We start from the raw sequence: 19,361 nt of genomic DNA on the forward strand, positions 1-19,361 counted from the left end.
GCTGGCAACCTTACTCTACGCCGATAGCGGCCCCCGCCTCCGCGGGGGCGACGGTCATGGGTAGGCTTGCCAACCCCTCGCGAAAACTCGGATAGCGCGGTGTCCAGCCAAGCAATCGTTTCGCCTTGCCATTCGCAACACGGCGGTTCTCGGCATAAAATGCGCAGGCGGCGGGCGACAGGCCGGCTTCTTCCAGCGATTGCAGCGGCGGCGCCGCCACCCCCAACATTGCACAGCCCCATTCGACCAGTTCATTCTGATGGCACGGCTCGTCATCGGCCAGATTATAGACGCCCGCCGGTCCCCTGAACGATGCCATGACCCCGCCCGCGATGTCATCGACATGGACGCGGCTGAAAACCTGTTCGGGCAAGTCTATCCGATGTGCCCGGCCCTCGGCGATGCGATCGAGGATCGAGCGGCCGGGGCCATAGATGCCGGGGAGACGAAAGGTGCGGACATCGCTGCGCAGCATGCCCCAAGCCGCGTCGGCCGCGTTGCGGTCGGGACGACGACCCTTGATGGCGGCACTTTCATCGACCCACGCGCCGCCCGTATCGCCATAGACGCCGGTCGACGACAGATAGCCGACCCAGCCCGCCGGGGCGAGAGCAACAGCCTCGCCATAGCGCGCGAGCACCGGGTCGGCGCCCTCGGCGGGCGGCACTGATGACAATATGTGCGTCGCGCTGCGCAGCGCGCCGAGCACCGCTCGCTCGTCGGCAAAGGCAATACTGCCCTCGCGCCCGTCCTGCGTCGTCCCGGTCACCTCCCAGCCGCGCGCGCGGAGGCGGCCCCCGAGGTGGCTCGCCGCATAACCCATCCCGAAAATCAGCATCTGTCCCATCGCGCGCCTTATTGCGCGTCGGCGGCGCTGTGCCTAGATCGATCACATGACCGACGCCTCCTCAACCCCCGCCATCCCCGTCACCATTCACCGCAGCGACTATCGCGCGCCCGATTGGTCCATCCCCGACATCGCGCTCGATTTCGCGCTCGGGATCGATGCGACGAAGGTCGGCGCGGCGCTGTCGGTGGTGCGGCAGGGCGGCGCCCCGGTGCCGCTGCTGCTGCGCGGCGACGGGCTGACCCCGGCGGCGGTGCGCGTCGATGGCGAAGTGTGGAACGACTGGCGGATGGAGGGCAGCGACCTGATCGTCGACCTCGGCGAACGCACCGCGGCGGCGGTCGAGGTCGACACGGTGATCGACCCCGCATCGAACACCCAGCTGTCGGGGCTCTATGCGTCGGGCGGCCTGCTCTGCACGCAGTGCGAGGCCGAAGGCTTTCGCCGCATCACCTTCCACCCCGACCGCCCCGACGTGCTCAGCCGCTACAAGGTACGGATGGCGGGCGACAAGGCCGCGTTCCCGATCCTGCTGTCGAACGGCAATTGCGTCGATCAGGGCGAAGAGGGGAGCGATCATTGGGCGCTGTGGGAAGACCCATGGCCGAAGCCTTCCTATCTCTTCGCGCTCGTCGCCGGCGACCTCGTCGTCAACAAGGATAGCTTCACGACGATGTCGGGGCGCGAGGTCGAACTCGGCATCTGGGTGCGGGGCGGCGATCAGGATCGCACCGGCCATGCGATGCAGGCGCTGAAGGACAGCATGGCGTGGGACGAGCGCGTCTATGGCCGCGAATATGACCTCGACCTGTTCAACATCGTTGCGGTCAGCGATTTCAACATGGGGGCGATGGAGAATAAGGGCCTCAACATCTTCAACACGCGCTATATCCTCGCCGATCCCGATACTGCGACCGACGTCGATTACGACGGGGTCGAGGGTGTCGTCGCGCATGAATATTTCCACAATTGGTCGGGCAACCGCGTCACCTGCCGCGACTGGTTCCAGCTCAGCCTGAAGGAAGGCTTCACCGTCTTTCGCGACCAGAATTTCTCGGCCGACATGGGGTCGCCCCCGGTCAAGCGGATCGAGGATGTCCGTCTGCTTCGCGCCGCGCAATTCCCCGAGGACGCCGGGCCGCTCGCGCATCCGATCCGCCCCGACAGCTTTCAGGAAATCTCGAATTTCTACACCGCGACCATCTATAACAAGGGCGCCGAGATCATCCGCATGATGGCGACGATGGTCGGCCCCGAGCGCTTCCGTAAAGGCACCGACCTCTATTTCGAGCGCCACGACGGCGAGGCCGCGACGTGCGAGGATTTCGTGCGTGCGATCGAGGAAGGCGCGGGCATCGACCTTGCGCAGTTCCGCCGCTGGTACGAGCAGGCGGGCACGCCGCGGCTCAAACTGTCGCTGGCCGAAGAAGCCGGCCACTGGTCGCTCGATATCGTGCAGACGGTGCCGCCAACGCCCGGGCAGCCCGAAAAGCAGCCGATGATGATGCCGCTCCGCCTCGCCGCCTTTGCGATGGATGGCAGCGGCGATGCGCTCGCCGACACGCTCGTCACCGTGACCGGCGCAACGCAGCGCATCGCGCTCGGCAAATTTGCGGCGCGTCCGGCACTGTCGGTCAATCGCGGCTTTTCGGCGCCGATCATCGTCGATTTCGAGCGTGGCTCTGGCGAACTCGCGTGGCTCGCCGCGCACGACGACGACCCGTTCGCGCGCTACGAGGCGTTGCAGCAGCTGATGCTCGACACGCTCGTTGCTGCAGTATCGGGAAAGACGGGCGATCATCGGGCGGTGATCGACGCGGTCGGCCAGACGCTCGCCGGCGCGGCAAGCGACCCCGCTTTCGTCGCCGAGGCGGTGCTGCTGCCAAGCGAAGCCTTTATCGGCGACCAGATGGTCACCGTCGACCCCGACGCGATCCGCCGCGAGCGGCTCGCCTTGCAAGCCGCGATCGGCACCGCGCTCGAAACGAAATGGCGCGCGATCCTTGCCGGCAGAGCGCCGCCCGCGACCGACCTGTCGAGCAAGGCCAAGGGCGGCCGCCGCCTGCGCGGCGTCGCGCTCGCCTATCTCGCCGCAACGGGGGCCGACGATGCCCCGGCGCTGGCGTTCCGCATCTTTTCCGATGCCGACGGCATGACCGAACGGCAGGCGGCGCTCGCGACGCTCGCGCATGGCGACAGCGACGAGCGCATCGCCGCACTCGACATCTTCTATCAACGCTATCGCGACAACCCGCTCGTGCTCGACAAATGGTTCCAGGTGCAGGCGTGGTCGCTGCGCGGCGACACCGTCGATGCGGTGAAGGCGCTGGCGCAGCACCCCGACTTCACGCTCGCGAACCCGAACCGTGTACGCTCGCTCTATGGCGCGCTGACGGGCAATCAGGCGGCGTTCCATCAGGCCGATGGTGCGGGCTACACGCTGATCGCCGACCTCGTCATAGCGCTCGACCCGAAGAACCCGCAGACGTCGGCGAAGATGATCCCGCCGCTCGGCCGCTGGAAACGGTTCGACGAGGGGCGGCAGGCGCTGATGAAGGCCGAACTCGAGCGCATCCTCGCGCAGCCCGGCCTGTCGCGCGATGTAACCGAACAGGCGTCGAAGAGCTTGTTGGGGTGAGGGCGGCTTAGGGGTGGGGAGCCGTCGATGCTTCCTTACCCTTCGTCATCCCGGACTTGATCCGGGATCCCGCTTTTTTGAGGCATCGGCAGGCTTTGATCTCAAGCGGGACCCCGGATCAAGTCCGGGTGACGAGAGTGTTGGAGGCGGCACCCGGTCGAAAACCGCCCCACGGTCTCGATCAGGCCGTCGAAAACAGCTTGGTCCCGGCGACGCCGATGACGATCAGCGCCATGAATCCGATCTGGACCGCGTTCACCTTCTCGCCGAACCAGAATATGCCGCCGATGATGACGCCGACCGCGCCGAGGCCGGTCCAGATCGCATAGGCGGTCCCGGCCGAAATCCCGCGCATCGCGAACGCGAGCAGCGCCATGTTCAAAAAACTGAGCGAGACGGGAACGACCGATGCCTGCCAGGTCCCGAGCGTCGCAGCCCATTTCAGGCTGAGCGCCCAGATGATTTCGGTAACAACGGCGATCGCGAGGATGACCCACGCCATGGCATAGTCCTTTCAAGTCAGCGGGCTCGAAAGGAAAGGGCACAGCCGGAAACCCGGAAGAGGCTGCGCAGATACAGGCGATATGATGCGGCGCCCTCTAGGCGCAGCGGCACGAAATGGCAATGGGCAGGCCGGTCTAGGTTCTGACCCTAGCCGCCCAGCCAGCCCGTAACTTCGACCGCGACCTTGTTCGCGGCGCGGGTCAGCGCCTCGCCGACGGGCTTCGCCTCGACCTTGCCGCCGATCGCCTCGCGCGCTTCGAAGCGGCGCTGCGTCACGGTCTTGCCGCCCGCCGACACCAGCATCGCCTGATAGACGACGACGACCTCGTTCGTCGCGGCGTCGACGCCGAACTCCATCAACTGCCCCGCTAGCTGTTCGCCCGGCGCGGTCAAATATTGCCCCTCGTCGAGTACGACGCGCGACGTGCGCGCCGACACGGTTTCGGACACCAGCCGCTGGAACAGGCGCGAGGGCGCCTCGACCCATTGCGCGTCCTTCACATAGGCGACACTCGATCCGTCCTGCTGCACCGGGATGCGCGTCGTGCGCAGCTTTTGCGGTGCGGTCGGGATCAGGATCGTCAGTGTCGCCGCTTCGGCCGCGGTGCGCGCACCGCCCGCGCTCGGCGCCGCGTCGGCGTCGAGCGTCAGCAGGAAGGGCGGTGTCTTGCCGCCGAGTCCGATGCAGCCCGAGAGCGTCACAGCCGCGATGACGGCAACCAGCGGGGCGCGGAATGTTCGCATCATGGGCATCCTCATTTCTTGTAGTCGGGCAGCTGGCTGCCGCCGAGAACCGCGCCCGCGCCCTGCTGGTCGAGCTTGTCGGTCAGGCTGGACAGCGAGGCAGAGGTACGGCGTAGATCGCGGATCAGCGCATTGGCTTCGGGAATCGTCGTTTCGCTGAACGTCTTGAGCCCCGGCCGCGCGTCGCTGATCGCGGCCTCGAGCGTCGCCATCGAGGCATTCGCCGATTTCAGCGTATCGCGCAGGTTCGCCATCGCGGGGTCGACGTTGCGGTCGATCGTGCCCTGCGCCGACGCCGCGAGGTTGCCGACCTGTTCGGCGGCGTTGCCCGCTTGCTGGATGGCGATGCGTGTATCGGCGAGCGCGCGTTCGAGCGCCGGCCCGTTGCGCGCGAGCGTCGCGGTGGTCGCTTCGACATTGGCCAGTATCTTGGCAAAGCTTTCCTGATTCTTGTCGTCGGCAAGTTCGGCGAGGCGTTCGCTCAGCGTCGACAGGCGTTGGAGCAATTGCGGCGCGGTGTTGAGCAGTTCGCCGAGGCCGCCGACGCGCGTCGGGATGACGGGCTTGCCCGCGGGCCCTTTGTCGGCGATCGGCGGCGCGCCCTTGACCGCGCCATCGAGCGAGATTTGCGACACGCCGGTAAAGCCGACGCCTTCGAGCGCGGCGGTCGTTCCCTGCAGCACCGGGACGCCCTCGTTCACCTCGATCCGGACGCGGACGAATTGCGGATCTTCGGGCCACAGCGCGATTTCGCGCACCTGGCCCGCGGGAACGCCGGAGAATTGCACCTGCGCGCCCTTGTTCAGCCCGTCGACCGACTGCTTGAAGAAAATGTCATATTCGCGCTTGTCGCCGCCGCTGTCGTTCGCCAGCCAGACGACGAAAAAGGCGAGCGCCGCGGTGAAGAGGAGGACAAAAGCGCCGACGAGGACGTTGTTTGAGCGTGTTTCCATCAGCTGTTCCTATCGCGGCTTCGCGGTTTGGTTCCCGCTTGCCGCAGCACGGCCGCGTGGCCCGTTGAAATAATCCTGTATCCACGGATGCTCGGTGGCAAGCAGTTCCGGGATCGTGCCGACCGCGATCACCTTCTTTTCGGCCAGCACCGCGACCCGGTCGCAGGTGGCATAAAGCGAGTCGAGGTCGTGGGTAATGAGGAAGACGGTAAGGCCCATCGTGTCGGCCAGTTCGCGGATAAGTTCGTCGAACTTCGCCGCCCCGATCGGGTCGAGCCCCGCGGTCGGCTCGTCGAGAAAGAGCAGCGCGGGGTCGAGTGCCAGCGCGCGCGCGAGGCCGGCGCGCTTGACCATCCCGCCCGACAGCTCGGCGGGATATTTCGGGCCGGCATCGGGGGGCAGGCCGACCATCGCGACCTTGTATGCCGCGATCTCGTCGAGCAGCCGCTGGTCGAGGCGCGGATAATATTCGCGCAGCGGAACCTGGATATTCTCGGCCACGCTCAGCGTCGAGAAGAGCGCGCCGCCCTGAAACATCACGCCCCAGCGCCGGCGCAGATCGCGCGATTCCTCTTCGTTGGCGATCGTGTCGAGCGTCTTGCCATACACTTCGATCTCGCCCGCGGTCGGCGTTTGGAGTCCGATGATCGAGCGCATCAGCACCGACTTGCCGGTGCCCGATCCGCCGACGACGCCCAGAATCTCGCCCGAACGGACGTCGAGGTTCAGATCCTCGTGAACCACGGCATCGCCGAACTGGTTCTTGAGCCCGCGGATGCAAATGGCGGTTTCGAACTTTTCGGGCCGCACCGCGTCGGCGGCGGCAAGCTCTTCCTTGATCTCCTGCTCGATCTCTTCGCTCATCAATTCCATCCCAGCGAAGAGAAGAAGACGGCGAACATCGCGTCGAGGACGATGACGAGGAAGATCGCGGCGACCACCGCCGATGTCGTGCGCTGGCCGACCTCCTCGGCATTCTGGCGCACCTGCATGCCTTCGTAACAGCCGGTAACGCCGATCAATATGCCGAACACGGGCGCCTTGATCAGCATGATGTAAAAATCGGTCATCGGAATAATTTCGCGCAGCCGCTGGATATAGGTGAGCGGCGGGATGTCGAGCCCGATCCAGACAAAGGCGCCGCCGCCCGCGATCGCGCACAGGCTGGCGTAGAAACCGAGCAGCGGCATGGTGATGGTCGACGCGGCGACGCGCGGCAGCACGATCGCTTCCATCGGCGACACCCCGATCGTGCGCATCGCATCGATCTCTTCGGTCAGTTTCATCGTGCCAATCTGGGCGGCAAAGGCCGATCCCGAGCGGCCCGCGACCATGATCGCGGTCATCAGCAGGCCAAGTTCGCGGATCGAGGCGCGGCCGACGAGGTTGATCGTGAACACCTCCAGCCCGAATTGTTCGAGCTGCACCGCGCCCTGCTGCGCGATGACGATCCCGATCAGGAAGCTCATCAGGCCGATGATCGGCAGGGCGTCGACGCCGACGGTCTGGAAACGGGTGACAACGGCATTCCAGCGGAGGCGGCGGCGCGCGCGAATCTGGATGCCCAGCGCGACGATCATCGCACCGAAAAAGCCGACGATGCCCAGCAGTTCGTGCCAGATCGCGACGCTGGCATGGCCGACCTGTTCGAGCATCCGCGCCCAGCCCGGGCGGCGATCGCGGTGGACGCGATATTCGCTCTTGTCGCTGGCGAGTGCCTCGAGCAGGCGCTGCGCTTCTTCGCTCGCGCCGACGACCTTCGAACCATGTTCCTTGGCGGTGCGTGTCACGATCCAGGCGCCGACGGTGTCGATGCGCTCGAGCGCCGACAGGTCGAGCGTCCCGATCGGACCCAGCGCATCGAGACGCGCGGGAACGTCACCCAGACGCGCGAGCGTCAGACGGCCAGTGAAGCGAACTTCGGCACCATCGGCACCGTCGCTATGTTCGAAATCCGCCCTGGCAACCATCGTGCGGGAACATTGTCTTATTTGCCCCATGACGGCAAGTGAATCCATGGTTTAGTTTGCCGGGCCTTGGCCGCCATGCCGGGCCACACTATGGGTGGGGGATGGAAGACCCGCTCGCCACGCCGATCCCCGACTATGCGCACCGCGTCGCGATGTACGACATGGACCGGACGATAACGCGTTCAGGGACTTACAGCGGCTTCCTGATGCATGTTGCGCGGCGGCGCCAGCAATGGCGGCTCTTGTTGCTGCCGCTCGTCGGGCTTGCGGGGGCGGCCTATTCGCTGCGCCTGATTGACCGCTCGCGGCTGAAGGCAATCAACCTCCGGCTGCTTGTCGGCAAGCGCTTTCGCCGCACCGAAATCGCGCCGCTCGCCGAAAGCTATGCCGACAAGGTCGTAGCGCGCGGGCTCCACTCCGCAGCGCTCGAGCAGATCGCCGCCGACCGCGAGGCGGGGTATCGGCTGCTGCTCGCGACCGCGTCGTTCCACCTCTACGTCGATGCGATCGCGCGGCGGCTCGGGATCGACGATGTGCTCGCGACGCAGCTCGACGAGCCCGACGGCGCCGACCATATCCACGCGCGGCTCGCGGGCGACAATTGCTATGGCGAGGCGAAGTTCGCGCGGATCGACGACTGGATGGCGGCCAACGACATCACCCGCGATCGTGCGCATATCCGCGCCTATTCGGACCATGTGTCCGACCACCCGATGCTGCATTTTGCCGACGAGGCGGTCGCGGCGACGCCATCGCGCAGGCTGAAATTGCTCGCCCCGCAAATGGGCTGGCAGGTCGTCGACTGGCGCGCGCGGCGCTGATTCTCCCCTCCCGTTTACGGGAGGGGTCGGGGGAGGGCCTGTTTTTCAGAGAGCGCCGTTTCCGACATGCCCTCCCCTAACCCCTCCCACAAGTGGGAGGGGGATTTTTAAACCGCGTCCAATGCCTGCGCGAAATCGGCGATCAGATCGTCGGGGTCTTCGATGCCGATCGACACGCGCACCAGATTGTCGGTTATGCCGAGCGCCTTCTTGCGCTCGATGGGAACCGACAAATGCGTCATCGCGGCGGGATGGCTCGCGAGCGTCTCGGTGCCGCCAAGGCTGACCGCGAGCTTTGCGATCTTGAGCGCGTCGAGGAAACGGAAGCTTTCTTCCTCGCCGCCCTTGATGAACAGCGAGAAGGTCGATCCGGCGCCGGTGCAATGGCGGTCGAAGATGTCCTTCTGGCGCGCGTCCTGAATGAAGCCGAGATAGCCAAGACCTTCGACCTTGGGATGATCGCGCAGGAAGGTGCAGACCTTCAGCGCATTTTCGCCCGCGCGGTTCATGCGCAGTTCGAGCGTTTCGAGGCTGCGCAGCAGCATCCACGCGGTGTTGGGGTCGCAGATCGTGCCGATCGTGTTGCGCATCGGTCGGATGATGTTGAGCAGCCGCTGGTCGCCCGACACGCCGCCCGCGACGAGGTCCGAATGGCCGCCGGCATATTTGGTGAGGCTGTAGACGACGAGTTCGGCGCCCTGGCGGATCGGTTTCTGCCACAGCGGGCCGAGGAAGGTGTTGTCGATCGCGATCGGCGGTTGCTGCTCGCCGGGGAAGGCGGCGTCGCGCGCGCCGCGAACCGCTTCGACGTCGACGAGCGCGTTGGTCGGGTTCGCCGGGCTTTCGAGATAGACGAGCGCGACCTTGCCGCCCTTCTCGTCGGCGAGCGATTTCGCACGCGCCAGAATGTCGTCGATTTCCTCGCGCGTCGCGCCGGCGGGGAAGTCGAGGAAGCTGACCCCGAAGCGCGACAGGATGCGCGCGATCAGCGTTTCGGTCGCGGCATAGAGCGGGCCCGAATGGACGATTACGTCATTCTGGCCGACGAGCGCGAGGAGCAGGGTCGCGATCGCCGACATGCCGCTCGAAAAGACGAGGCTGTCGTCGGCGCCGTCCCACACCGCGAGGCGGTCCTCGAGGATTTCCTGGTTCGGGCCGTTGAAGCGCGAATAGACGAGGCCGTCGGCCGGGCCTTCGCGCTTGCCGGTGATATGTTCGAAGAAGCGCTTGCCCGCCGCTGCGCTTTCGAACGCGAAGGTCGAGGTCAGGAAGATCGGCGGCTTCAGCGATCCTTCGGAGAGCACGGGGTCATAGCCGAGTCCCATCATCAGCGTGGCGGGACTGAGGTCGCGATCGCCGATTTTCTTGGTGTTGTTCTTGGGTTTGCCGCGCATGGCCATGGGAATGCTCCTTGAGGTGTTGGGGCCCTGTATAGCACGCAGGTTTCGTTTGAAACTATATTGCGCGGTTCATCCGACCATCGCGATGGTCCAGATCACCCCGATCAACAGCGGGGCGCCGATAATGTCGAGCGCGAACCCCGCCTTCAATATGCGCGGCAGCGCGATATGGCCCGTCGCCCAGGCGAGCGCGTTCGGACCGGTCCCCGACGGCAGCATGAAGCCCCAGCTCGCCGCCATCGCAACGGGAAGCGCCAGCAGAATCGGGTCGACGCCGGTCGCCGCGATCAGCGCCGCGAGCACGGGCATGATCCCGCTCGCGGTCGCGACGTTGCTCGCGAATTCGGTGATCAGGATGGTGAGCGCCACGATAGTCGCGGCGAGGACGATCGTCGGCACGCTGCCGAGCGGTGCGAGCACCGCGCCGAGCCAGGCGGCGAGCCCGCTTGCGGTGATCGCGGCGGCGAGCGCGAGGCCGCCGCCGAACATCATGATGACGCCCCATGGCGCGCGGTCGGCTTCCTTCCAGAGCAGCAGCGGCCGGCCGGTGCCATCGGGCAGGATGAAGAGCAACAGGCTGCCCGCAACGGCGATCGTGCCGTCGGTCAGCGCGCCCTTGGGCAGCATCGGTTCGAGCCAGGGCTGCGCGATCCACGCGATGAGGACGATCAGGAAGATCGGGACGACGCGGCGCTCGGCGGTCGACCATGTTGCCTGCTTGCCGAGCGCCGCTGCCGCCGCACTGCCGTCAAACGGGTGATCGGCCAGCCGCTGGACGCGCGCGAGAATCCACATGGCGATCGGGACTGAGAGCAGCACGATCGGCACGCCGTAGATCGCCCAGTCGAGGAACGAGATACGCAGGCCGAGCGCCTTTTCGATCAGCCCCGCGGCGATCGCATTGGTCGGGCTGCCGACAAGCGTACCAAGCCCGCCGAGCGAGGCGGCGAAGGCGATGCCCATCATCACCGCGCCTGCGAAACCGCCGGTCTCACCCTCTTGCACGCCGCCCGCGCGCACGACCGCGAGCGCGATCGGGATCATGATCAGCGCGGTCGAGGTGTTCGAAATGAACATGCTGAGCAGCGCGGTCGCCGTCATGAAGGCAAAGAGTAGGCCGCTCGCGGTCGGCGAGGCGCGCTTCAGAAGCGCCAGTGCGAGCCGCCGGTGCAGCCCGACGCGCTCGATCGCGAGCGCCAGAAAGGCGCCGCCGAGGATCAGGAACAGGATCGGCGAATAATATTCCTTCGCGATCGCATTCGCATCCATCACGCCGAAGGCTGGCACGGTGAGGAAGGGCATGAGTGCGGTAACGGTGAGCGGCAGCGCCTCGGTCATCCACCAGATCGCCATCAACACGGTCAGCGCCGCGACGCGCCATGCGGTGACTTCCATCCCGGCGGGTGCCGGGAGCAGAAGCATGATGCAAAAGACGACGAGCCCGCCGATCAACCCCAACCAGCGCGTGCGCGTCATCGGCCCCTTATCCTCCCGTCAGTCCGATCACCGACAATTGGCGGCCGTAGGAGTTCTCTCCCTTATGGCACGCGCGGCGATAGCTGAAATAATCTTGCCCTTCGGCATAGGTGTCCTGTCCGCCGATGGCAATTCGCGTCACGCCCGCCGCGGCGAGCCGCGCCGCAACATAGGCGGCGATGTCGAACATCGCATGGCCGGGCTTGCCCGCTGCGAAAAAACGTTCGTTCGCCGGATCTTCGGCGACGAAGCGCTGTACGAAATTTTCATCGACCTCATAGGAAGCGCGCGCGATGCACGGCCCGATCGCAACCGCGATATTGGCGCGGCTGGCGCCGAGGCTCTCCATCGCGCCCAGCGTCGCGTCGGTGATCCCGGCGATGGCGCCCTTCCACCCCGCATGCGCCGCGCCGACAACCCCGGCCTCGCGGTCGGCGAACAGCACCGGAACGCAGTCGGCGGTCAATATGCCGAGCAAGATACCGGGCGTGCGCGTCGCGAGCGCATCGGCCTCGGGCCGCGCGGCGAGGTCAGTGTCGCCATCGACGATAACGCAGCGATTGCCGTGAACCTGGTACAGCCCGGTCAACGCCGCGCCCGGAAGCACCGCGTCGGCCACGCGCCGCCGGTTCTCGGCGATCAACGCCGGATCGTCACCCGAACCGAGGCCGCAGTTGAGCGAGGCGAGCTCGCCCGCCGACACCCCGCCACGGCGGCCGAAAAAGCCGTGCGCGACGCCCGCCAGCGTTGCCGCGCTCGCAAAGGGCGCGCTCACAGGTCGAGCCGGAAGATGCGGTCCTCGTCGATATGGTTGCCGACGCGAAAGGCGTTGCGGCCGACATCGACAAAACCATAGCGGCGGTAAAAGGCCTGCGCGCGGGGGTTCTCGGTAAAGACCGAAAGATAGAGGATCGACGCGCGTTCGCGCGCCCATGCGATGCCCCAGTCGGTCAGCGCCACCGCGATACCTTTGCCCTTCGCGGCCTCCCCGACATAAAGCTGGTGGAGCTCGGTCGCGTCTTCGAGCGGCTGGCCTTCGGGCAGATCGAAATCGATCGGGCCCATCTTGATGAAGCCGGTGATCGCACCGGTGTCGTCGTGGGCGAGGGCGATCGCCCACGCGGGGTCGGCGATTTGTGCGCGGAGGCGCTCGGGCGGATTCCAGCTGGCGAGGAAGGCCGCGAGGTCGGCCGGGTCATAGATATGCCCGAAAGTGTGGGTGAAGGATGTGCTCGCGAACAGGGTCAGTTCGCCGACATCTTCGTCGCGCGCGAGGGTGATGGTCGTCATGCTGCTGCCTTTGCCCCGAAACCTTCGGGTCGCGGCCAGCCGGGGGCGGAGGCAGCCATGACCTTGAACAATTCGCCCATCGCGTCCGGCTCGACAAGCCGGTCGCGTTGGCCCGCGAGTTCGCCGGCGCGGTCGGGCGCCGCGTTCGTCAACGCCTTCAGCCGCGCGTCGATGCCGAGCGCCTGAAGCCATGCGCCTTGGCTGACCGGGCCGGCGATGGCGACGCCGGCGCGCCTGGCTGCATCGGAAAGCGCGGTGAAGTCGACATGCGTCGTAAGGTCGACCTCGCCCGGATCGGCGAAAGGATCGGTGAATTGATGCGCCTTGACCGCCTGCAGCGTGTCGCCCGCGGCGGGCCCCTGGTAGCCATAGTCGATCACCAGCATCGCGCCGCCCTGGCGCGCGAGGCGAAAAGCGCAACGCTGCATGATCGCGGCCGACACGGGCGCGGTCTCGACGATGCTTCCCACGCGGCCGGTGCGCAGCATCGCGGAGACGCTGTCGTCGGCAGGAACATTGCCCGGCACCGCGGCCAGCTTTCCGTCGGTGCGTTCGACCATTCGCTCGCGCCAGCCGTCGATGGTGCGGATATATTGATGCACCGGCAGGGCGTCGAAAAATTCATTGGCGACGATGATCGCGGCGCCGTCGTCCGGCAGGTCGTCGATATCGTCGTGATGGATCGCGGCGGGCAGGCGCGCCAGCTGCGCCGCGCGGAGCGTCGGGCTCGTCTCGACCAGATGGACGCCCTGCGGTGTGCAACCGAAGCGCGCCATCGCGCGCAGCGCATCGGCGGCGAGCGTGCCGCGGCCCGGGCCGAGCTCGATATAACGAAACGCCGGGCTGCCCGCGCGCGACCAGAGGTCGGCGATCCAGACGCCGATCATCTCGCCGAACATCTGGCTGATTTCGGGCGCCGTCGTAAAATCGCCCGCGGCGCCGAGTGGATCGCGCGTCGCGTAATAATGGCCGTTCGCTGCCGCCATATAGTCGGCGATCGTCGTCGGCCGCGCCGCCGCGATTTCGCCGATCAGCTGCTCGGGGTTCGGCGGTCCGTCACGCAACGCTGTCGAGTCCGGCGACCGGTTCGATCCGCTGGCGGCGGCCCTTCGCGGTGGCGACGAGCCACACACCGATCAGCAGCATCGGCACGGTCAGCGTCTGCCCCATCGTCAGTCCCCACGACAGCGTGCCGAGCTGGACATCGGGTTCGCGGACGAACTCGACCGCAAAGCGGCTGAGGCCATAGATGATCGCTGCCATGCCGAACAGAAATCCGGGCTTGTAGCGCGCATCGGTGCGCCAGAAGAAGAAGGCGAGGACTGCCATCATCAGCAGGCCTTCGAGCCCGGCCTCGTAAAGCTGGCTCGGGTGGCGCGGGTCCATCGTGCCGCTGTCAGGGAAGATGATCGCCCAGGGGACGGTGGTCGCGCGGCCCCACAGCTCGCCATTCACGAAATTGGCGAGGCGGCCGAAGAAGAGCCCGAAGGGAACGACGCACGCGACATAGTCGCAGAAGCGCAGAAAGCTGAGCTTTTCCTTGCGCGTCACATACCAGATCGCGATCAGCACGCCGATCACGCCGCCATGGAGCGACATGCCGCCATCCCAGAGCTTGAAGATTTCGAGCGGCTTCTCGAGATAATTGCCGAGGTTGTAGAACAGCACATAGCCGAGCCGGCCGCCGAGGATGATCCCGAGCATCGCATAGAAGATCATGTCGTCGGCGTGGCGCCGCGCCATCGGGGCGCCGGGCTGCGCGATCAGCCTGAGCAGATACCAGTAACCGACGAAAATCCCGGCGAGATAGGCGAGCGCGTACCAGCGGATCGGCAGGCCGAAGACGCTGAACGCGATCTCGGAGTTCTCACCCATGAGATCGTGAAAGTTCACATATTGCGTTGCTTCGGCTAAGGTTGCAAAAAGAAACATATCGTCGCGCTGTCCTTCCCCAGGAGAGGCCTCCCCATAAGGGGTTAGGCGAGCGAGACCAAGAGGAGAGATAGAAGATGCCATCTGCGCTCGATTTGCGCCTGGAAGCCGCCTATAATCTGATCACCGGTCCGGGCGGACCGATCCAGCTCGGGTCCGTCGAACGTTTCGGCCACCAGCTTCCCTTCATCTCCAACGCGCCGACCAACCTTGCCGATTATGTGGCGTTTTTTGCCGCGCAGCACGGCGATGCGACCTTCCTCGTCGAAGGCGATGAGCGGCTGTCGTTCAAGCAGGTCTATATGGCGGCGCGCCAGGTCGCGGCGGGGCTGGCCGAAGGCCATGGCGTCCAGCGCGGCGACCGCGTCGGGCTTGCGATGCGTAACGCTAATGCGTGGTGCGTCGCCTATATCGGCATTTTGATGGCGGGCGGCTGCGCTACGCTGCTCAACGGCTGGTGGCAGGGCGGCGAACTCGCCGCGGGCATCCTCGACAGCGAAGCGAAGCTGGTCATCGCCGACGTCCAGCGCGCGGCGCGGCTCGAAGAGGTCGAGCACGGCGCGAAAGTCATCACGCTCGACCTAACCCAGCCGATCGATCAGGCAATCGCGCCGATCACCGGTGCGGGCGGCAGCGCCGCCACCGTGCTGCCGACGCTGACCGGGCAGGATCTCGCGACCATCCTCTTCACCTCGGGCTCGACCGGCCAGTCGAAGGGCGCGTATTCGCGCCACGAGGCGGTGTGCCAGGCGATCTTCAACTATGTCACGCAGACCGCGAGCATCGTTCACCTCTTGACCGAAGACGGCCAGATGTCGGACATCCAGCCCGCGACGCTGATTTGCACGCCGTTGTTCCACGTCACCGCCGAAATCCCCGTCTTCCTGCAAAGCTTCGCTCTCGGCCGCAAACTGGTGCTGATGCCCAAGTGGAACGCCGACGAGGCGATGCGGCTGATCCAGGACGAGCAATGCAATTATTTCGTCGGCGTCCCGCTGATGAGCTATGAAATCCTCGTCAGCCCGAACCGCAAGAATTACGACCTCTCGACGTGCAAAAGCTACGCCGGCGGCGGCGCGCCGCGCCCGCCCGAACATGTGCGGCGCCTTGCGTCGGAGATGGGCGAGGCGAAGCCTTTGCTCGGTTACGGTCTCACCGAAACCAACGCGGTCGGCTGCGGCATCATCAACGAAAATTATGTTGCGAAACCGATGTCGACCGGCCCGGCGTCGAAGCCGCTCGTCGATCTTGCGATCCTCGACGACAATGGCGAGCCGGTTGCCCAAGGCGGCGTCGGCGAAGTCTGCATCCGCTCGGTGTGCAATTTCGAGGGCTATTGGAACAATGAAGCCGCAACGAAGGCGGCCTTCTTCGACAATGGCTATTTCCGCTCGGGCGACCTCGGTTATCTCGACGAGGACGGCTATCTGTTCATCGTCGATCGCAAGAAGGACATCATCATCCGCGGCGGCGAGAATATCAGCTGTCAGGAAGTTGAGGCGGCGATCTACGAGCATGCCGAGGTCAACGAATGCGCGGTGTTCGGCTTGCCTGACGAGCGCCTCGGCGAGTGCGTCGGCGCGGTCGTGTGGACGAAGCCGGGCAGCAGCGTGACCGCCGAAGACCTCGTTTCCTTCCTCACCGCGCGGCTCGCGCCGTACAAGGTGCCGTGCCAGATCTGGATGTCGAACGATGCGCTGCCCAAGCTTGGCAGCGAAAAGATCGACAAGGTCAGCTTGCGGAGCCAGTATCGCGAGGAATATGCAGCGAAGGCCGTCGCGTAACCGGAAGCAGAAAAGGAGCGAACCGGGATCATGGCCGAGGCTGAAACTCCCGTCGCTCCCACCCAGCCGGCGCCGCTGCGCGTCTATCGCCACCGATTGCCCGCGCGTATCTGGCATTGGGTAAATGCCGTCACCTTGCTCATCCTCCTGATGAGCGGGCTGATGATCTTCAATGCGCATCCGCGGCTCTATTGGGGCGAATATGGTGCGAATTTCGACCGCGCCTGGCTGGTGATCGGTTCGACACCGGACAGCGGCTATTTGCGCATCGGCGATTATCGGGTCGAGACAACGGGCGTGCTTGGCCGCTGGACCGATGCGGAAGGCGTCCAAAAGACATGGGCTTTTCCGGGCTGGGCGACGATTCCGACCAGCTACAGCCTGGCCGACGGGCGGCGTTGGCATCTGCTGTTCGCGTGGGTGCTGTCAATCGGGCTGACGCTCTACATGGTCTGGACGCTGCTGGGCGGGCATTTGCGCAAGGATCTGCACATACGCCGCGCCGAATGGTCGCCTCGCCATATCTGGCACGATGTGAAAGAGCATGCGCGGGTGCGCTTTCCACGCGGCGAGGCGGCGGCGCGCTACGGCATCCTTCAGAAGCTCAGTTACATCGGGGTGATCTTTGTCCTGCTGCCGCTGATGATCGCGACCGGCCTCACCATGTCGCCGGGGATGAACGCCGCGTGGCCGTGGCTCCTCGATGTTTTCGGCGGGCGGCAGTCGGCGCGCTCGATCCACTTCATCGCCGCCTGGGCGCTCGTCGCCTTCTTCCTCGTCCATATCGCGATGGTGCTGCTGGCGGGACCGATCAACGAGGTCCGCTCGATGGTCACCGGCTGGTTCCGCCTGCCGCCCGAGAGGGGGGAGCGCGCATGAGCGAGATCGTCCTGCCGCGGCGTCAACTCATTGCGCGCGCCGGCGGACTGGTTGCCGCAGCGGGTGCGTTGCCGTTGCTATCGGGATGCGACGCGATCAACGACGCGCCCGCGGTACGCAAGATCCTGTCGATGGGCGAGGAGATGAACCGCGCCAGCCAGCGCGCGCTGATCGATCGCAATGCGCTCGCGCGCGAGTTCGGCAAAAGCGACCTGTCGCCCTATTTCCGTCCCAACGGTACGCGCCTGCCCGCGGGCGCTGCCTATGCCGCGCACGCGTCGAGCGGCTTTGCCGATTGGCGCGTCAAGGTGACGGGGCTCGTTGCGCGACCGCTGTCGCTGTCGATGGTCGACATCCGCACGATGCCGCAGCGTACGCAGATCACGCGCCATGACTGCGTCGAGGGGTGGAGCGCGATCGGGCAATGGACCGGCCCGCAGCTGAGCGATATCCTCGCCGCGGCGGGGGTGCGCGACAGCGCGCGCTATATCGTCTTCCGCTGCGCCGATCGGCTCGGCGATGCGCTCTATTATGAAAGCTGCGACATGGTCGACGCGCTGCATCCGCAGACGATCATGGCGTGGGCGCTTAACGATAAACTGCTCCCAATCGCCAATGGCGCGCCGCTGCGCCTGCGGATCGAGCGCCAGCTCGGCTACAAGCACGCCAAATATGTGAACGCGATCGAGGCGGTCGCCAGCCTCGATCAGATCGGCGCGGGCAAGGGCGGCTATTGGGAAGACCGGATCGATTATGAATGGTATGCCGGGATCTGACGGCAACCATTTGACGCGATGGAGGTTTTTGGCGTTGCAGACATGTCGATCCTAGCTCCGTTTCTTTCCCGCGTGGTGCGTCAGGGGCGGCTGACCGTCATTGCACCCGACGGCGCCGAGGAGCGTTTCGGCACGCCGACACCGGGATTTCCCGAGCTCGTCCTTCGCTTCAAGACCCGCGCCGGGATGCGCCGGATCATCCTCGATCCCCGGCTTGGCGCCGCCGAATCCTTCATGGACGGCGACATGCGGATCGAGGGCGGCGACATCATGGACCTGATCGGCCTGATCCGCATGAACACGCCATGGGATCGCGGCGCCGCGCTCAAGGACAAGACCTGGCTGGGCCAGCGCGCCGACTGGGTGAAAACGCGGATCGGGTCGATCAACCGCCAGCGCCGGTCGCGCGCCAACGTCAGGCATCACTATGACATCGGCAACGACCTCTATCGCCTCTTCCTCGACGACGACATGCAATATAGCTGCGCCTACTGGCCGCGCCCGGACATGACGCTGGAGGAAGCGCAGGTCGCAAAGAAGACGCATATCGCCGCCAAGCTCGCGCTCAAACCGGGGCAACGCGTGCTCGACATCGGTTGCGGCTGGGGCGGGATGGCGATTACGCTGGCGAAGCTCGAGCAGGTCGAAGTGCTCGGGATCACGCTATCGGAGGAGCAGTTCGCTCTCGCGCGCCAGCGCGCCGAAGCGGCGGGGGTCGCCGACCGCGTCAAATTCGAACTGGTTGACTATCGCGACCTCGCCGCGCGCGAGCCGGGGCGTTTCGACCGCATCGTCTCGGTCGGCATGTTCGAGCATGTCGGCGCGCCCAATTTCGAAACCTTCTTTCGCGCCGCTGCCAACCTCATGACCGCCGACGGGGTGATGCTGCTCCACACGATCGGCCGCTTCGGCAGACCGGGGGCGACCGACGCCTTCACGCGCAAATATATCTTCCCCGGCGGCTATATCCCCGCGCTGAGCGAGACGCTGGCGGCGAGCGAGAAGAGCCGGCTGATCGCCACCGACATCGAGACGCTGCGGCTGCATTACGCGCTGACCTTGCGCCAATGGTATGCGCGAACGCTCGCACACGAGGCCGAGATCGTCGCCATGATGGGCGAGCGTTTCTTTCGTATGTGGACCTTCTATCTCGCGGGCGCGACCTCGGCTTTCGAAAGCGGCGGGATGGGGAATTATCAGATCCAGTTCGCGCGCAGCCGCCACGCGCTGCCGCTGACGCGCGATTATATCGCGGCGACGGAGGAGGATTTTGGCGCACGCTGGGTGTGACATCAAACACAGTCGCCGCCGTCATAATTCCCCATGGGACCGGCCCGAAGGAGGGCG

18 protein-coding genes are annotated in these 19,361 nt (G+C 65.7%); 6 read left to right on the forward strand and 12 right to left on the reverse strand.

Annotation, left to right across the window (positions count from 1 at the left end; all coding sequences use genetic code 11):
* Positions 1-10 precede the first annotated feature (10 nt).
* Complete coding sequence (locus ACTJI5_RS18880; RefSeq protein WP_440861389.1) at positions 11-847, reverse strand: SDR family NAD(P)-dependent oxidoreductase; 837 nt, start codon at positions 845-847, stop codon at positions 11-13.
* A gap of 46 nt (positions 848-893) precedes the next feature.
* On the opposite strand from ACTJI5_RS18880, the gene pepN reads away from it, so the two are divergent.
* Positions 894-3,485 (forward strand): aminopeptidase N, encoded by a 2,592-nt coding sequence (pepN, locus tag ACTJI5_RS18885; RefSeq protein ID WP_440861390.1) that lies wholly within the window; start codon positions 894-896, stop codon positions 3,483-3,485.
* A 181-nt stretch (positions 3,486-3,666) separates the two neighbouring features.
* Here pepN and ACTJI5_RS18890 read toward each other — a convergent pair whose 3' ends face one another.
* The 5 genes from ACTJI5_RS18890 to ACTJI5_RS18910 all read right to left on the reverse strand — a co-directional run bounded on the left by ACTJI5_RS18890 (position 3,667) and on the right by ACTJI5_RS18910 (position 7,656).
* Positions 3,667-3,987 (reverse strand): DMT family transporter, encoded by a 321-nt coding sequence (locus ACTJI5_RS18890; protein WP_058536726.1) that lies wholly within the window; start codon positions 3,985-3,987, stop codon positions 3,667-3,669.
* Positions 3,988-4,136: 149 nt separating this feature from the next.
* Positions 4,137-4,736, reverse strand: coding sequence for an ABC-type transport auxiliary lipoprotein family protein (locus ACTJI5_RS18895; RefSeq protein WP_082639652.1), 600 nt, complete (start codon positions 4,734-4,736; stop codon positions 4,137-4,139).
* An 8-nt stretch (positions 4,737-4,744) separates the two neighbouring features.
* Positions 4,745-5,686, reverse strand: a complete 942-nt coding sequence (locus ACTJI5_RS18900; protein ID WP_058536725.1) for an MlaD family protein — start codon at positions 5,684-5,686, stop codon at positions 4,745-4,747.
* Between the two features lie 9 nt (positions 5,687-5,695).
* Positions 5,696-6,550, reverse strand: coding sequence for an ABC transporter ATP-binding protein (locus ACTJI5_RS18905; protein ID WP_231732738.1), 855 nt, complete (start codon positions 6,548-6,550; stop codon positions 5,696-5,698).
* A complete protein-coding gene (locus ACTJI5_RS18910; protein ID WP_440861391.1) occupies positions 6,550-7,656 on the reverse strand; it encodes an ABC transporter permease in 1,107 nt (368 codons plus the stop codon). The genes ACTJI5_RS18905 and ACTJI5_RS18910 overlap by 1 nt, the downstream gene beginning before the upstream one ends.
* Before the next feature lie 101 nt (positions 7,657-7,757).
* Between ACTJI5_RS18910 and ACTJI5_RS18915 the strand changes: the two genes are divergently transcribed.
* On the forward strand, positions 7,758-8,477 hold the full coding sequence (locus ACTJI5_RS18915; RefSeq protein WP_082639636.1) for an HAD family hydrolase: 720 nt from the start codon (positions 7,758-7,760) through the stop codon (positions 8,475-8,477).
* Between the two features lie 107 nt (positions 8,478-8,584).
* On the opposite strand, the gene ACTJI5_RS18920 is transcribed toward ACTJI5_RS18915, so the two are convergent.
* The 6 genes from ACTJI5_RS18920 to lgt all read right to left on the reverse strand — a co-directional run bounded on the left by ACTJI5_RS18920 (position 8,585) and on the right by lgt (position 14,575).
* Positions 8,585-9,877: a cystathionine gamma-synthase family protein gene (locus tag ACTJI5_RS18920; protein WP_058536723.1), complete on the reverse strand. Its 1,293-nt coding sequence runs from the start codon at positions 9,875-9,877 to the stop codon at positions 8,585-8,587.
* 69 nt (positions 9,878-9,946) lie between these two features.
* Positions 9,947-11,353: an SLC13 family permease gene (locus ACTJI5_RS18925; protein WP_440861392.1), complete on the reverse strand. Its 1,407-nt coding sequence runs from the start codon at positions 11,351-11,353 to the stop codon at positions 9,947-9,949.
* A 7-nt stretch (positions 11,354-11,360) separates the two neighbouring features.
* The gene (gene pgeF, locus ACTJI5_RS18930) at positions 11,361-12,128 is read right to left on the reverse strand and encodes a peptidoglycan editing factor PgeF (RefSeq protein ID WP_440861393.1); all 768 of its coding nucleotides are present in this window, start codon (positions 12,126-12,128) and stop codon (positions 11,361-11,363) included.
* Positions 12,125-12,643: a GNAT family N-acetyltransferase gene (locus ACTJI5_RS18935; protein WP_058536720.1), complete on the reverse strand. Its 519-nt coding sequence runs from the start codon at positions 12,641-12,643 to the stop codon at positions 12,125-12,127. Before ACTJI5_RS18935 ends, pgeF begins: the two co-directional genes overlap by 4 nt.
* The gene (locus ACTJI5_RS18940; protein WP_440861394.1) at positions 12,640-13,707 is read right to left on the reverse strand and encodes a class I SAM-dependent methyltransferase; all 1,068 of its coding nucleotides are present in this window, start codon (positions 13,705-13,707) and stop codon (positions 12,640-12,642) included. The genes ACTJI5_RS18935 and ACTJI5_RS18940 overlap by 4 nt, the downstream gene beginning before the upstream one ends.
* Complete coding sequence (gene lgt, locus ACTJI5_RS18945; protein ID WP_440861395.1) at positions 13,700-14,575, reverse strand: prolipoprotein diacylglyceryl transferase; 876 nt, start codon at positions 14,573-14,575, stop codon at positions 13,700-13,702. The genes ACTJI5_RS18940 and lgt overlap by 8 nt, the downstream gene beginning before the upstream one ends.
* Positions 14,576-14,652: 77 nt before the next feature.
* Here lgt and ACTJI5_RS18950 point away from each other — a divergent pair, with 77 nt between their 5' ends.
* The 4 genes from ACTJI5_RS18950 to ACTJI5_RS18965 are packed head-to-tail and all read left to right on the forward strand — an operon-like array spanning position 14,653 to position 19,304.
* The gene (locus ACTJI5_RS18950; protein ID WP_440861396.1) at positions 14,653-16,359 is read left to right on the forward strand and encodes a class I adenylate-forming enzyme family protein; all 1,707 of its coding nucleotides are present in this window, start codon (positions 14,653-14,655) and stop codon (positions 16,357-16,359) included.
* Positions 16,360-16,389: 30 nt separating this feature from the next.
* The gene (locus ACTJI5_RS18955; protein WP_440861397.1) at positions 16,390-17,238 is read left to right on the forward strand and encodes a cytochrome b/b6 domain-containing protein; all 849 of its coding nucleotides are present in this window, start codon (positions 16,390-16,392) and stop codon (positions 17,236-17,238) included.
* Positions 17,235-18,014, forward strand: coding sequence for a molybdopterin-dependent oxidoreductase (locus ACTJI5_RS18960; protein ID WP_310251896.1), 780 nt, complete (start codon positions 17,235-17,237; stop codon positions 18,012-18,014). Before ACTJI5_RS18955 ends, ACTJI5_RS18960 begins: the two co-directional genes overlap by 4 nt.
* 42 nt (positions 18,015-18,056) lie before the next feature.
* Entirely contained in the window at positions 18,057-19,304 is a 1,248-nt protein-coding gene (locus ACTJI5_RS18965) for an SAM-dependent methyltransferase (RefSeq protein ID WP_058536988.1), read from the forward strand.
* The last annotated feature ends 57 nt before the right edge of the window (positions 19,305-19,361 follow it).

The organism is Sphingopyxis sp. 22461, assembly GCF_052044915.1.
Lineage (GTDB): Bacteria > Pseudomonadota > Alphaproteobacteria > Sphingomonadales > Sphingomonadaceae > Sphingopyxis.

What these genes read in the sequence shown, in the direction of transcription:
- pepN (WP_440861390.1), top strand. Translation starts at nt 894, where the DNA reads ATGACCGACGCCTCCTCAACCCCCGCCATCCCCGTCACCATTCACCGC.
- ACTJI5_RS18905 (WP_231732738.1), bottom strand. Translation starts at nt 6,550, where the DNA reads ATGAGCGAAGAGATCGAGCAGGAGATCAAGGAAGAGCTTGCCGCCGCC.
- ACTJI5_RS18960 (WP_310251896.1), top strand. Translation starts at nt 17,235, where the DNA reads ATGAGCGAGATCGTCCTGCCGCGGCGTCAACTCATTGCGCGCGCCGGC.
- ACTJI5_RS18935 (WP_058536720.1), bottom strand. Translation starts at nt 12,643, where the DNA reads ATGACGACCATCACCCTCGCGCGCGACGAAGATGTCGGCGAACTGACC.
- ACTJI5_RS18900 (WP_058536725.1), bottom strand. Translation starts at nt 5,686, where the DNA reads ATGGAAACACGCTCAAACAACGTCCTCGTCGGCGCTTTTGTCCTCCTC.
- ACTJI5_RS18925 (WP_440861392.1), bottom strand. Translation starts at nt 11,353, where the DNA reads ATGACGCGCACGCGCTGGTTGGGGTTGATCGGCGGGCTCGTCGTCTTT.
- ACTJI5_RS18950 (WP_440861396.1), top strand. Translation starts at nt 14,653, where the DNA reads ATGCCATCTGCGCTCGATTTGCGCCTGGAAGCCGCCTATAATCTGATC.
- ACTJI5_RS18890 (WP_058536726.1), bottom strand. Translation starts at nt 3,987, where the DNA reads ATGGCGTGGGTCATCCTCGCGATCGCCGTTGTTACCGAAATCATCTGG.
- ACTJI5_RS18895 (WP_082639652.1), bottom strand. Translation starts at nt 4,736, where the DNA reads ATGATGCGAACATTCCGCGCCCCGCTGGTTGCCGTCATCGCGGCTGTG.
- ACTJI5_RS18965 (WP_058536988.1), top strand. Translation starts at nt 18,057, where the DNA reads ATGTCGATCCTAGCTCCGTTTCTTTCCCGCGTGGTGCGTCAGGGGCGG.
- ACTJI5_RS18920 (WP_058536723.1), bottom strand. Translation starts at nt 9,877, where the DNA reads ATGGCCATGCGCGGCAAACCCAAGAACAACACCAAGAAAATCGGCGAT.
- ACTJI5_RS18955 (WP_440861397.1), top strand. Translation starts at nt 16,390, where the DNA reads ATGGCCGAGGCTGAAACTCCCGTCGCTCCCACCCAGCCGGCGCCGCTG.
- ACTJI5_RS18910 (WP_440861391.1), bottom strand. Translation starts at nt 7,656, where the DNA reads ATGGTTGCCAGGGCGGATTTCGAACATAGCGACGGTGCCGATGGTGCC.
- ACTJI5_RS18915 (WP_082639636.1), top strand. Translation starts at nt 7,758, where the DNA reads ATGGAAGACCCGCTCGCCACGCCGATCCCCGACTATGCGCACCGCGTC.
- ACTJI5_RS18880 (WP_440861389.1), bottom strand. Translation starts at nt 847, where the DNA reads ATGGGACAGATGCTGATTTTCGGGATGGGTTATGCGGCGAGCCACCTC.
- lgt (WP_440861395.1), bottom strand. Translation starts at nt 14,575, where the DNA reads ATGTTTCTTTTTGCAACCTTAGCCGAAGCAACGCAATATGTGAACTTT.